Genomic DNA, 13,863 nt, shown 5'->3' with positions numbered 1-13,863 from the left:
ACCATGGCACGAGCTGCCATGAAGACCTCGGGGGTCTCCCCCGTCCATGCGCTGGCCGACGCCGCCCTCACGCCGTTCTGGCTGGAGGACCCGGCCCGGCCGGACACCGAGCCCGCCCTCGTCGGCGACGAGCACTGCGACCTGCTGGTCGTCGGCGGCGGGTACTCAGGACTGTGGACCGCGCTGCTCGCCAAGGAGCGCGACCCGCAGCGTGACGTCGTCCTCATCGAGGGCCAGGAGGTCGGCTGGGCCGCCTCCGGCCGCAACGGCGGCTTCTGCGCCGCCTCCCTCACCCACGGGCTGGGCAACGGACTGGCCCGTTGGCCCGACGAACTGACCAGGCTGGAGGAGTTGGGCGCCCGCAACCTCGACGCCATCGAGGACGCGGTCGCCCGCCACGGCATCGACTGCGACTTCGAGCGCACCGGCGAGATCGACGTCGCCACCGCCCCGCACCAGGTCGCCGAACTCCACGAGATGGCCGAGGAAGCCGAGCAACTGGGCCTGACCGGCTACGAGTTCCTCGACCGCGACGCGGTCCGCGCCGAGGTCGCCTCGCCCACCTTCCTGGCCGGCCTGTGGGACCGCACCGGCGTCGCCATGGTGCACCCGGCCAAGCTCGCCTGGGGCCTGAAGCGGGCCTGCCGTTCCCTGGGCGTGCGGATCTACGAGCACACCCCCGGCACCCAACTGTCCTCGCGCGGCGCGGGCATCGCGGTCCGCACCCCCTACGGCCGGGTCTTCGCCCGGCACGCGGCGCTGGCCACCAACGCCTTCCCGTCGCTGGTCAAGCGGCTCCGCCCGTTCGTCGCGCCGGTCTACGACTACGCCCTGATGACCGAGCCGCTCACCGAGCAGCAGCTCGCCGCCATCGGCTGGAAGAACCGCCCCGGCCTGAGCGACAGCGCCAACCACTTCCACTACTTCCGCATCACCGCCGACAACCGCATCCTGTGGGGCGGCTACGACATCATCTACCACTACGGCGGCGGCGTCCGGGCCGAGTACGACCACCACCCGGACACCTACCGCAAGCTGGCCGAGCACTTCTTCACCTGCTTCCCCCAGCTGGAGGGCATCCGCTTCACGCACACCTGGGGCGGCGCGATCGACACCTGCTCCCGCTTCTCGGCCTTCTTCGGCACCGCCCACGGCGGCCGGACCGCGTACGCGCTCGGCTACACCGGGCTCGGCGTCGGCGCCACCCGCTTCGGCGCGGAGGTGATGCTGGACCTGCTGTCGGGGGAGCGCACCGAGCGGACCGAGCTGGAGATGGTGCGGAGCAAGCCGCTGCCGTTCCCGCCCGAGCCGGTGCGCTCGCTGGGCATCGGCATCACCCAGTGGTCCATGACCCGCGCCGACGAGAACGGCGGCCGGCGCAACCTGTGGCTCAAGGCCATGGACAAGGTCGGCCTGGGCTTCGACAGCTGATCCGCCGAGCCTACGACGCCCGTCCGGGGGCGGGCGGCCCGCGCGGCCGCCCGCCCCCGGACGGGTCGGATCGTCCGGGCCCGGACGGCGTTAGCCAACCGTTAGTGGATCAACAGTCGCCCTGGGCAGATTGGTGGTGCGGCGGAAGACCGCCCACCCGACCACGAGGGGGACACCCACCATGTCGCACCGCAGCACGCTCCGCCGGGGCCGCACCGCCGTCGTCGCCGGCCTGATCGCCACCGCCGCGCTCGGCCTCACCGCCTGCAACGGCACCGGCGGCTCCGACGCCGCCCCGGCCTCGTCCGTCTCCGCCACGGCCCCCGGCTCCCAGGACGGCAGCACCGGCTCCCAGGGCTCCGCCGGCACCACCGCCGGGTCGGGCGATGCGTCCACCGCCTCCGCGCACGGCACCGGCGGTACGGGCGGCAGCGGCGGACACGGCGGCCACAAGGGGCAGTCCGGCGACCGGCTCGGCCACTGCACCACCGACGGGCTGCAGGCCGGCTGGGGCTCGGAGGGCGGCGGCGTGCCGGACATGAAGAGCGACCAGCAGCAGACCGCCGCGGTGTGGCTGAAGAACATCAGCGGCACCCCGTGCAGCATCTCCGGCTTCCCCGGCGTCCAGATCAAGGGCACCGACGGCACCACCTGGGACCTCCAACGCTCGGCCAAGAAGCCGGAGTCGAAGGTGCTGAAGCCGAACGCGCACACCACGTTCACCCTCGCCCTGCTGCCCAGCACCCGCGCCGACGACAAGAAGGTCGAGCCCGGCCAGGTGCTGATCACCCCGCCGAACGAGAAGAAGCACTTCCAGCTCCAGTGGCCCTTCGGCGGCGCCATCCTGGACCAGTCCGGCGCCACCCACCCGGGCACCTTCGTCAACCCCGTCAACGTGCCGTAGCCGACGCGCGGCGATCGCCCGCGCGGAGAGGCGAGCTGAGGCGAGGCGGCGGTGCGTCAGGTGATCGTCCGAGGTGGGGTTGCGTCGTGTGCGTCGTGTGCGTCGTGTGCGTCGTGTGCGTCGTGTGCGTCGGGTACGGCGGGTAGAGGGGCGGGCGGTCGGGAGCCGTGCCCCTCGCCGGCCCCGGCGGTGTCAGCCGGGGCCGGCCCCCGGACCCGTATCCCGGCCACTGGTCCGGCTGCCGGCCTGGCCGCCGGTCCGTCCGCCCCACCGGTCGCACACCACGCACCACAGCGGCAGCAGCACCCCCGCCAGGCACCAGCCACCGAACACATCCAGCGGCCAGTGGTAGCCCTGCCGCACCAGCCCCAGCCCGACCCCCGCGTTGAGCAGCCCGGTCGCCACCGCGACCAGCCGCACGGCGAGGGCCGCGACATCGCGCCGACCGCTGCGCCGCCGCGCGGCCCGATCGCCCCGCCGTCCCGCGTACGCCCGGATCAGCAGCAGGGCCACCAGCCCGTACGCCACCGCCGCCGTCGCACCGTGTCCCGACGGATAGAACCCCTCGTGCGACCCGGCCATCCGGGGCGGTCCCGGCCGGTCCAACCACACCTTGAACGGGACGACGAGCGCCGGCACGGCGGCCAGGGCCCCCAACGCGGCGACCGGCGGCAGCCACGCCCGCACCGGACCGCCCGACCCGCCCGGCCCGTTGCCCGCCCCGCGACGCAACCGCCACAGCTCCCACCCGGCCGCCACCAACAGCACCGGCAGCGCCACCGTCGTATTGCCGAGATCGGCGAGGAACTGCGCGAGCGGCCCGGGGACGGCGCTCGCCGCCACCCCGCGGCCCAACCGCTCGTCGAGCCCGCGCACCGCCCCGTGGGCCGCCACCTGCCAGGTGACCAGCGCGAAGAGCAGTGCACTGCACAGCGCGACGAGCCCGCACCGCCGCGCCGACCACGCACCACGGGAAGCGGGATCAGGGGAATGGCGTGCCCGACCGACGAGCCGCCCCTTCACAAAAGACACCCCACATCGTAAAAAGGCAGCCGCTCCGGAACAGGGGGGGGTGGTTCCGGAGCGGCCGTGGGGACCGGTGTGCCGCGCGCCCCGGGGGGTCTGGGGCGGGCGGACATCCGATCGGTGAGGTTTCCCGGAGCCCCTCGTGCCAGGGGTCCCGGTGGTGTGCGCGAGGGCACGGCCAGGTCGAAGCCGGGAAAGCGCCGACCGGGCATCACCCGCAGTCCCCTGCGGGCGGGGTGTTTCTCTCATCTGCAGAAACCGTACGGCACCGGAAGCACGCCCCGTAAGCCGCATCACGTGCCCGCCATTGCCCCCGCACATCTTCTTCACGCCCTCCGTGCGCCCCCTGCGGCCCTGCCGTACGCCCGTCCGAGGAGGCGGCAGGTGAACGGGGCGCGAGCGAACGGGACATGTGAACGGGGCGCGGCCCGGGACACGGACTCCGCCGCGCCCCGGGCCGCGCCCGGAAGGTTTCCGCTCGGCTCACCGCCGCGCGGGGTCGCCCGCTCAGAGGGTGCCGAACGCCGCCTCGAGGATGTCCAGGCCCTCGTTCAGCAGGTCGTCGCCGATGACCAGCGGCGGCAGGAAGCGCAGCACGTTGCCGAACGTGCCGGTCGTCAGGACCAGCAGGCCCTCCTGGTGGCACGCCTTGGCGAGCGCCCCGGTGGCCTCCGGGTTCGGGTCCTTGGAACCGGACTTGACCAGCTCGATCGCGATCATCGCGCCGCGGCCGCGGACCTCGCCGATGATGTCGTACTTCTCCTGCATCGCGGTGAGGCGGCCTTTCATGACCTCCTCGATGTGCTTGGCCCTGGCGTTCAGGTCCAGCTCGCGCATGGTCTCGATCGAGCCGAGCGCGGCGGCGCAGGCCACCGGGTTGCCGCCGTAGGTGCCGCCCAGGCCGCCCGCGTGCGCGGCGTCCATGATCTCGGCGCGACCGGTGACGGCCGCCAGCGGCAGGCCGCCCGCGATGCCCTTGGCGGTCGTGATGAGGTCCGGTACGACGCCCTCGTCCTCGCACGCGAACCACTGGCCCGTACGGCAGAAGCCGGACTGGATCTCGTCCGCGACGAAGACGATCCCGTTCTCCTTCGCGAAGTTCGCGATGGCCGGGAGGAAGCCCTTGGCCGGCTCGATGAAGCCGCCCTCGCCGAGCACCGGCTCGATGATGATCGCCGCGACGTTCTCCGCGCCGATCTGCTTGGTGATCTGCGTGATCACCTGGTCGGCGGCCTCCTGCGCGCAGTTCTCCGGGCCGGTCAGCCAGCGGTAGGGGTAGGCCAGCGGCACGCGGTAGACCTCGGGCGCGAACGGGCCGAAGCCGTGCTTGTACGGCATGTTCTTCGCGGTCAGCGCCATCGTCAGGTTCGTGCGGCCGTGGTAGCCGTGGTCGAACACGACGACCGCCTGGCGCTTGGTGTACGCACGGGCGATCTTGACGGCGTTCTCGACGGCCTCCGCGCCGGAGTTGAACAGCGCCGACTTCTTCGCGTGGTCGCCCGGCGTCAGCTCGGCCAGCTGCTCACAGACCTCGACGTACGACTCGTACGGCGTGACCATGGCACAGGTGTGGGTGAAGTCCGCGAGCTGCGCGGTGGCCCGGCGGACCACGGCCTCCGCGCTGTTGCCGACCGAGGTCACCGCGATACCGGAGCCGAAGTCGATCAGGGAGTTGCCGTCCACGTCCTCCAGGACGCCGCCGCCCGCGCGCTTGACGAAGACGGGCAGCACGGCGCCGACACCGGCGGCCACGGTCTCCTGCTTGCGGGCCCACAGCTCCTGGGACTTGGGGCCGGGGATCGCGGTGACGACGCGACGCTCCTGGGGGAGGGCGGGCCCTCCGGACAGTTCGGTCATGGCAGTCTCCTGGGGGGAACACGGACGTACAGAGGTCTTGTTCTCGCAGGTTAGGGGCGGTGGGTCGGGTCTGGCATGTTCCGTTCGGGAGAAGTGCGCGTGTTGCGTTGTCCGCACCGGACATAGCCACGGGGCGCGGCCAGTAAATTGAGCGGCGGCACGCCCGGCGACGGCGCGCCCGCGCGGGCATGACAACGACAGGCCGGCGAACCGACGCGGCAGGCCACGTCTCAAGGGGGACAAGGGGCACCGGATGGACACCGAGGGCACGCAGGACGCACAGCACACCGCCGCAGCTCCGCCGTCCGGGGCGCGGCACCCCGACCCCGCGGTGCCGCGCCCGGCCGCGCCGCCCGCTCCGCCGCGGCCCACCGCGCCGCCGGCCAGGCCGGCCGCACCGCCGCCCGCTCCCGCCAAGTCCCCCGCCGCGGCGCAGCCGCCGCTGCTGGGCTGGCTGCGCATGCCGCGCCCGGCCTCCGCGCCCGGCATCTGGACGTACGGCCACCGGCCACGCGCCAAGGAAGAGCCGGAACGGATCCCCCTGCGGCAGCTGATCAGCGGCGCGGTGATCTCGTTCCTGTGCGGCTGGCTGCTGTGGTCCCTGCTGTGGAACGGATACCTCGGCACCTATTGGAGTTGGCCGCTGTTGCTGCTCACCCCTGACTCCTGGCGGGCGGCGGGCGGCGACAAGATGGCCTTTGTCTGGGCCTCCTACGTTTACGACGGGCTGGTACTGCTCCTCATCGTCGTCATCTTCGGCCGTCTCGGCCGCTGGCCGGAACTGGTCCGCCGGGTCCTCGGCCCCGTCCGCCGCCTCCGCGACCGTGCCCCCGCGGCCGCGCCCGAACCGGCCAGTGATCCGGCGCAGTGGCCCGAACTCCGTGCCCACGGTGCGCCGGACGCCGCCGACCGGCTCGCCGCCGAGGCCCGCGGCGGCGCGATGAACGACGTGGACGTGGCGCGCATCGGCCGGGCGTGGCGTTCGGTGCGGGCCGGTCGGAACTCCCTGGCCTCCTTCACCGACACCGTCCTGCGGCACGGCGCCGCGGCCTGCGCCCATCCCTCGGGGCAGCGCGACCTGGCCCGTCGTACCGCCCGGCACGACCTGCTCGCGCACCAGGTCCGGATCGGCACCGCGGCCGACCATCCGCGCAATCCGTACCAACACCGGGGCTGCGGCTGCGCGCTGGAGCCCCGGGTGCTGGGTACCTCGCTGCTGGCCGTCGGGCCCGCCGGGAGCGGCAAGACCACCCGGCTGGTGCGTCCGGTCGTGGAGGCGATGTGCCTGCAGGCGCTGGCCGGGCAGTGCGCGGTCGTCGCGGTCGGCCCGGCCGGGGCCGCGCTCGGTCCCGACGACGCGTTCGACGTGGTGGTCCGGATCGGTCGCCCCGATCCGGACTGCGACCTGGACCTCTACGGCGGCACCACCGACCCCGACGAGGCGTCCGGCATCCTGGCCGAGGCGCTGGTCGGCGACCTCGCCGAGCAGCTGCCCGGCGGCGACAGCCGGCGCGCGGCGACCGCCCTGGCCCAGCTGCTCGGCCCGTTCCGCGCCGCCCGCGGCCGCTTCCCGACCGTGCCCGAGCTCCGCGAACTGCTGGACGGTGCGCCGTCGGCGGTGTCCGCGCTGCGCACCGCGCTGGAGGCGTCCGGCGATCAGACCCTGTTGCGCGAACTGGACGCCCGCGCCCGCCAGTCGGAGCGCCCCGGCGATGTCGCCCTCCTCCTCGCGGACCGGATCGCGCTCCTGGACCGACCCGCCTTCGCCGCCTTCTTCGATCCCACGGGGGACAGCCGGCAGGTCTCGCTGCGCGCCCTGGACCACCCGCTGCGGGTCCGCATCGAGCTGCCCGAGCGCGGCCACGCCGAGGCGTCCCGGATCCTCGCCCGGCTGGTCCTGGCCCAGTTCACCGAGTGCGCGGTGGCCCGTGCCGACCGCTCCCTGTTCGCCTGCCTGGTCGTCGACGAGGCCGCGCACACCATCACCGCGGAGGCGCTGCGCGGCCTCCAGCGCCTCCGCTCGGCCAACGCCGGGGCCGTGCTGACCCTGCGGTCGCTGGACGACGTGCCCGAGGCGCTGCGCAGTGCGCTGCTCGGCTCGGTCGGCTGCCGGATGGCGTTCGCGGGCGTCACGCCCTGGGACGGGGCGCCGTTCGCCGAGGTGTGGGGCAAGGAATGGGTGGAGACGCGTGATGTGACGGACCGTCAGATCATTGCGCACGGCGCCGGAATGAAGGCGTTCCACATCGTCCGTCAGCTGGTCACCGGCAAGGCGGCGACCTCCAAGGCCATCACCGTCCGCACCGTCGAGCGCGAGCGCTGGTCCGCGTCCGACCTCGCGAACGCGCTGCCGGCCGGGCACGCGGTGCTGTCGGTGACCACGGTCGACGGGGAGCACGCCCCGCCCGTCCTCGTCGACCTCCGCTCCTGACCGCCCCGTCCCCCTTCCCCGGGGCGAGGCGCGGCCCTCGGCCTGAGGGAAGGGGAGGGGGAGGGGGAGGGGCCGCCGGGCACCCCGTCATCCGTCGTCATCCGTCGTGATCCGTCGGTCATCGGGGAGTGTTCGCGAAACCGTCCGTTGAGGCAGAATCGGCAGCAGCCGTTCATACGGGACGGCGTACACGCCAGCCGTTCATACGGGCGGCGCGGACGATCGGCGGGAGTCGGCAGGAGGCCGGCAGGGGTACTCGGCAGCCGGTCGCGGTCGTGCCGTCCGCCGGAGCCATCGAAGGTCCCATGCCGCACACCCTCGCCTCCCTGGTCAACCACACCGCGCTCAAGCTGACCGTGCTCGCGGGCCAGGACCAGCTGAACGTCCCGGTGCGCTGGGCGCACGCCAGCGAGCTGATCGACCCGGTGCCGTACATGGAGGGCGGGGAACTGCTGCTGATCACCGCGCTCAAGCTGGACGCGGAGGATCCGGAGACCGCGGACCGGTATGTGCGGCGGGTCGCCGAGGCCGGCGTGGTCGGGTTGGGCTTCGCGGTCGGGGTGAACTACGAGGGGGTGCCCGAGGCGCTGGTCGAGGCGGCGCGCCGGCACCACCTGCCGCTGCTCGGGGTGCCGCGCCGGACGCCGTTCATCGCGATCAGCAAGGCGGTGTCGGCGTCCGTGGCGGCCGACCAGTACCGCGCGGTGACCGCCGGTTTCGAGGCGCAGCGGGAGCTGACCCGGGCGGCCCTCAGCGCAGAGGGGCCGACCGAGCTGCTGGCCCGGCTCGCGGCGCACCTGAACGGCTGGGCGGCGCTCTACGACGCGTCCGGAGCGGTGGTGGCGGCCGCCCCCGAGTGGGCGGCGCGGCGGGCGGCCCGGCTCGCCGAGGACGTGGCGCGGCTGCGCGAGCGTCCGGCACCGGCCAGCTCGGTCGTCAGCGACACCGACGGCGACGACCGGGTGGAGCTCCAGTCGCTGGGCACCGGGCGCCGGGCCCGCGGGGTGCTCGCCGTGGGGACCGGAGCGTCGCTGGGGACCGCCGAGCGGTACGCGGTGAACTCCGCGGTCGCGCTGCTGACGTTGACCACCGAGCGGTCCCGGGCGCTCCAGGACGCCGAACAGCGGCTGGGCGACGCGGTGCTGAAGATGCTGCTCGCGGGCGAGCCGGACCACGCCCGGGCGGTGGCCGGGCGGCTCTACGGCGGGCTGCTGGACGCCCCGTTCCGGATGGTGGTGGCCGAGCCGGTGCCCGCCGACGACCAGCCGGCCGCCCCCAAGCTCCCGGCTTCGTTCGACCCGGGTGGCACCCCCGCGCCGTCGGGCGCCGGCGCCGTGCCCGTCCTGGACGCGCTCGCCGACGCCATGGAGTCCGCCGCCGCCCGTACCGGCGAGGCGGTGCTCGCCGTACCGGACGGCGGCCGGCTGATCGTGCTGGTCACGGACGGCGGCGCGGCCGCGGACGCCTGCGCCGCGTTCGCCGCCGAGGCCGAGGCCCGCCTCGGCGCGCAGCCGCGCCCGCGCGGCCGGAACTCCCGGCCCGGCACCGGCCGGGAGGCCGACGGCGTGGCCATCGGCCTCTCCGCCCCCACTGGTCCGATGGCCGCAGCCCACGCCTACCGCCAGGCCGAGCAGGCGCTCTCCGTCGCCCGCCGGCGCGGCCGCACGCTGGTGGAGCACGAGGACGTGGCGGCCGGCTCGGTGCTGCCGCTGCTCGCCGACGACGCGGTACGGGCCTTCGCCGACGGCCTGCTGCGCGCGCTGCGCGAGCACGACGCGACCGGGCGCGGCGACCTGGTGGCGTCCCTGCGGGCCTGGCTCGCCCGGCACGGCCAGTGGGACGCGGCCGCCGCCGACCTGGGCGTCCACCGTCACACCCTGCGGTACCGGATGCGGCGGGTGGAGGAGATCCTGGGCCGCTCGCTGGACGACCCGGACGTCCGGATGGAGCTGTGGCTGGCGCTGAAGGCGACGTCGGCGCAGGCGGGGGAGTAGGGCGGGCAGGACGCGCCGGCGACGGGCCGGCGCAGCGGCCCGGTCGCGCGGCCAGGGGCCGTCCGACCTGCGATGTCATGCCGCGGCGGGGCCGTGGACTCCACCACGGAGAGACGCCCCCGCGGATTACGCCGCTTCGGACAAGCGTCAGGAGGGCGTCGCACCCCTACGGTGGGCTGCAGAGTCCACGCCAAGCCGCTCCCAGAGCTGCGCGCGCACCACCCACCATCACTGAAGGGCCGGGATCCACTGTGCCGAACACTGCTGCAGCCCCCACCGCCTTCTGGCTCGCCGGCCGTGAGGCCACCGGCGAGACCACCTTCGATGTCACCTCCCCCTGGGACGGCCGCCTCGTCGGCACGGTGAGCGTGCCCACCGAGGCCCAGGTCGAGGAGGCCGTCGCCGCCTCCGTCGCGGTCCAGGACGAGCTGGCCGCGACCCCCGCCCACGTGCGGGCCGCCGCCCTGGACCACGTGGTGCGCGGGCTGGTGGAGCGCACCGAGGAGATCGCCCAGCTGATCTCCGCGGAGAACGGCAAGCCCATCAAGTGGGCGCGCGGCGAGGTCGGCCGGGCCGTCTCCGTGTTCCGCTTCGCGGCCGAGGAGGCCCGCCGCTTCAACGGCGGCGAGGCGCAGCGCCTGGACACCGACGCGGGCGGCGCCGGCCGGCTCGCGCTGACCCGCCGCTTCCCGCGCGGCACGGTCCTGGGCATCGCGCCGTTCAACTTCCCGCTGAACCTCTGCGCCCACAAGATCGCCCCGGCCATCGCCGCCGGTGTCCCGATCATCCTCAAGCCCGCCCCGGCCACCCCGCTCTCCGGCCTGATCATCGGTGAGCTGCTGGCCGGCACCGACCTGCCCGCCGGCTCCTGGTCGATCCTCCCGGTCCCCAACGACCGGATGCCGGCGCTGGTCCAGGACGAGCGGCTGCCGGTCATCTCCTTCACCGGCTCCGACACGGTCGGCTACGCCATCCTCGACTCGGTGCCGCGCAAGCACTGCACCCTGGAGCTGGGCGGCAACGGCGCGGCCGTCGTCCTGCCCGACTGGTCCTCCGAGCAGGACCTGGACTGGGCGGCGCAGCGCATCGCCACCTTCGCCAACTACCAGGGCGGCCAGTCCTGCATCTCGGTGCAGCGGGTCATCGCCGACGCCTCGGTCTACGACCGACTGGTGGCCAAGGTCGTGGAGCGGGTCGAGGCCCAGGTCACCGGCGACCCGACGGACCCGGCCACCGAGGTCGGCCCGCTGGTCAGCGAGGACGCCGCCAAGCGCGTGGAGTCCTGGGTGGACGACGCCGTCGAGCGCGGTGCCCGGCTCCTCACCGGCGGCAAGCGCGACGGCGCCTCCTACGCGCCGACCGTGCTGGAGAACGTGCCGGCCGGCGCCACCCTCGCCACCGAGGAGGTCTTCGGCCCGGTGCTCACCCTCCAGAAGGTCGACGGGGTGGACGCGGCGTTCGCAGCCGTCAACGACTCCAAGTTCGGCCTTCAGGCCGGCGTGTTCACGCACGACGCCAGGACCGCCTTCCGCGCCCACCGCGCACTGGAGGTCGGCGGCGTGGTCATCGGCGACGTGCCGTCCTACCGCGCCGACCAGATGCCCTACGGCGGCGTCAAGCAGTCCGGCGTCGGCCGCGAGGGCGTCCGCTACGCCATGGACGACTACACCTACGAGCGGGTCCTGGTCCTCACCGGACTGGACCTGTAGGCCCCGGGAAATCCCGGAACCGGGCGGGCCGGTCGCCCCCGGCCCGCCCGCACCCCCTTTGATCCGGCCTGGTCCGGTGGACAGCGACGGCCGTCCCTTGGGCCGTACCGCCCGCCAGGTCCCGGCCGGCGCACCCCCCGGCGCCGGCCTCTCGCGCGGCGCGCTCCGGCACCCTGTTTCCGGAGCGCGCCGCGTTCCCCGTTTCCGGCACTGCCCCCCGCCAGCCCGGACTTCAGACGCTACGGCCCCGTTCCGCCCCGGATCCTCCTGACCGAGGCGGATGCGGGGCCGTACCGGCGGGGGGAGGAGCCGCTCCGCGCGTACAACCAGCGCGGTATGCCGCACCCCCGCCGGAAGGCCGCCCGGTGCCGCGCGTCCCGTCCCTGGCGGGGACCCTCCCCCATGTCTTGAGGACATGGGAGGTACCCCCACCCCGGCCTCCGCTCCGCTGGTGCAACCCGCGCGGATCGGGTACTTGTCACAAGTAGCACTGCCCGGCGGCCGACCGGTCCGCCGGCAGAACTCCCGATCCGCGGCGAGGTGAGCTCCTGATGACCGCTCCGTCCATCCGCAACGTTTCCGAGCGCGAAGCCCGTCGGGTCGCCGAGGCGGCCCGTGAGCAGGACTGGCACAAGCCCAGCTTCGCCAAGGAGCTGTTCCTGGGGCGCTTCCGGCTCGACCTCATCCATCCGCACCCCACCCCCGCGGTGGACGACGTCCGGCGCGGCGAGAAGTTCCTGGCCACGCTGCGGGAGTTCTGCGAGACGGAGATCGACGGCGCCCGCATCGAACGGGAGGGCCGCATTCCGGACGAGACCGTCCGCGGCCTGAAGGAACTGGGCGCCCTCGGCATGAAGATCGACCCCAAGTACGGCGGTCTCGGGCTCACCCAGGTCTACTACAACCGCGCCCTCGCCCTGGTCGGCTCGGCCAGCCCGGCGATCGGTGCGCTGCTCTCCGCGCATCAGTCGATCGGCGTACCGCAGCCGCTGAAGCTCTTCGGCACCCAGGAGCAGAAGGAGGCGTTCCTGCCGCGGCTGGCCCGTACGGACATCTCGGCCTTCCTGCTCACCGAACCCGACGTGGGCTCCGACCCGGCCCGGCTGGCGACTGCCGCGGTCCCCGACGGCGAGGACTACGTCCTCGACGGCGTGAAGCTGTGGACCACCAACGGCGTGGTCGCCGACCTGCTGGTGGTGATGGCCCGGGTGCCCGCCTCCGAGGGGCACAAGGGCGGCATCACCGCCTTCGTCGTCGAGGCCGACTCGCCCGGTATCACCGTCGAGAACCGCAACGCCTTCATGGGCCTGCGCGGCCTGGAGAACGGCGTCACCCGCTTCCACCGGGTGCGGGTGCCGGCCGCCAACCGCATCGGCCCCGAGGGCGCCGGCCTGAAGATCGCCCTGACCACGCTCAACACCGGTCGGCTCTCGCTGCCCGCGATGTGCGCCGGCACCGGCAAGTGGTGCCTGAAGATCGCCCGCGAGTGGTCCGGCGCCCGCGAGCAGTGGGGCCGCCCGATCGCCAAGCACGAGGCGGTCGGCGCCAAGATCTCCTTCATCGCGGCGACCACCTTCGCCCTGGAAGCCGTCGTGGACCTCGCCTCCCAGATGGCCGACGAGAACCGCAACGACATCCGCATCGAGGCCGCCCTCGCCAAGCTCTACGGCTCCGAGATGGGCTGGCGGATCGCCGACGAACTGGTCCAGATCCGCGGCGGCCGGGGCTTCGAGACCGCCGACTCGCTCGCCGCCCGCGGCGAACGCGCCGTCCCGGCCGAGCAGACGCTGCGGGACATGCGGATCAACCGGATCTTCGAGGGCTCCACGGAGATCATGCACCTGCTGATCGCCCGCGAGGCGGTGGACGCCCACCTGTCCGTCGCCGGCGACCTCATCGACCCCGACAAGTCGCTGGCCGACAAGGGCCGGGCGGCCGCCAAGGCCGGCGGCTTCTACGCCCGCTGGCTGCCCAAGCTCGTCGCCGGCCCCGGCCAACTCCCGCGCACCTACCAGGAGTTCGGTGAACTGGCGGGTCATCTGCGGTACGTCGAGCGGACCTCCCGCAAGCTCGCCCGGTCCACCTTCTACGCGATGTCCCGCTGGCAGGGGAAGATGGAGACCAAGCAGGGCTTCCTCGGCCGGATCGTCGACATCGGCGCGGAGCTGTTCGCGATGAGCGCGGCCTGCGTCCGGGCCGAGCACCTGCGGCTCACCGGCGCCCACGGCCAGGAGGCGTACCAGCTGGCGGACGCCTTCTGCCGGCAGGCCCGGATCCGCGTCGAGGAACTCTTCCACCGGCTGTGGACCAACACCGACGAACTGGACCGCAAGGTCGTCTCCGGCGTCCTCGGCGGTCGCTACACCTGGCTGGAGGAGGGCGTCGTCGACCCCAGCGGCGACGGTGCCTGGATCGCCGACGCCGCCCCCGGCCGGAGCACCAAGGACAACGCCCGCCGGCCCTTCCGGTAAACCCGCACCGCTTCGTACGGGCGGCCCGCGCGTCGCCCGT

General features: G+C 74.0%; 8 protein-coding genes. 6 read left to right on the top strand and 2 right to left on the bottom strand.

Annotation, left to right across the window (positions count from 1 at the left end; translation table 11 throughout):
• Positions 1–3: 3 nt before the first annotated feature.
• Both SNOUR_RS12690 and SNOUR_RS12685 read left to right on the top strand, forming a co-directional pair.
• A complete protein-coding gene (locus tag SNOUR_RS12690; RefSeq protein ID WP_067346564.1) occupies positions 4–1,431 on the top strand; it encodes an NAD(P)/FAD-dependent oxidoreductase in 1,428 nt (475 codons plus the stop codon).
• Between the two features lie 181 nt (positions 1,432–1,612).
• Complete coding sequence (locus SNOUR_RS12685) at positions 1,613–2,335, top strand: DUF4232 domain-containing protein (RefSeq protein ID WP_067346562.1); 723 nt, start codon at positions 1,613–1,615, stop codon at positions 2,333–2,335.
• 192 nt (positions 2,336–2,527) lie between these two features.
• Here the strand turns inward: SNOUR_RS12685 and SNOUR_RS47125 are convergent, their stop codons facing one another.
• Positions 2,528–3,367, bottom strand: coding sequence for a phosphatase PAP2 family protein (locus tag SNOUR_RS47125; protein WP_312632558.1), 840 nt, complete (start codon positions 3,365–3,367; stop codon positions 2,528–2,530).
• 501 nt (positions 3,368–3,868) lie between these two features.
• Positions 3,869–5,218, bottom strand: a complete 1,350-nt coding sequence (gabT, locus tag SNOUR_RS12675; RefSeq protein ID WP_067346560.1) for a 4-aminobutyrate--2-oxoglutarate transaminase — start codon at positions 5,216–5,218, stop codon at positions 3,869–3,871.
• Between the two features lie 253 nt (positions 5,219–5,471).
• Between gabT and SNOUR_RS12670 the strand changes: the two genes are divergently transcribed.
• The 4 genes from SNOUR_RS12670 to SNOUR_RS12655 all read left to right on the top strand — a co-directional run bounded on the left by SNOUR_RS12670 (position 5,472) and on the right by SNOUR_RS12655 (position 13,823).
• Entirely contained in the window at positions 5,472–7,649 is a 2,178-nt protein-coding gene (locus SNOUR_RS12670; protein ID WP_067346559.1) for an ATP-binding protein, read from the top strand.
• Positions 7,650–7,954: 305 nt separating this feature from the next.
• Positions 7,955–9,643 carry a PucR family transcriptional regulator gene (locus SNOUR_RS12665; protein ID WP_067358219.1) on the top strand — a complete coding sequence of 563 codons (1,689 nt, stop codon included), beginning with the start codon at positions 7,955–7,957 and terminating at the stop codon, positions 9,641–9,643.
• A gap of 251 nt (positions 9,644–9,894) precedes the next feature.
• Entirely contained in the window at positions 9,895–11,352 is a 1,458-nt protein-coding gene (locus SNOUR_RS12660) for an aldehyde dehydrogenase family protein (protein WP_067346557.1), read from the top strand.
• Between the two features lie 551 nt (positions 11,353–11,903).
• On the top strand, positions 11,904–13,823 hold the full coding sequence (locus SNOUR_RS12655; protein WP_067346555.1) for an acyl-CoA dehydrogenase family protein: 1,920 nt from the start codon (positions 11,904–11,906) through the stop codon (positions 13,821–13,823).
• Positions 13,824–13,863 lie beyond the last annotated feature (40 nt).

This window comes from Streptomyces noursei ATCC 11455, assembly GCF_001704275.1.
Taxonomy (GTDB): Bacteria; Actinomycetota; Actinomycetes; order Streptomycetales; family Streptomycetaceae; genus Streptomyces; species Streptomyces noursei.
Note: the sequence above shows the minus strand (reverse complement) of the source record. Positions and strands in the feature narration are given on the sequence as shown.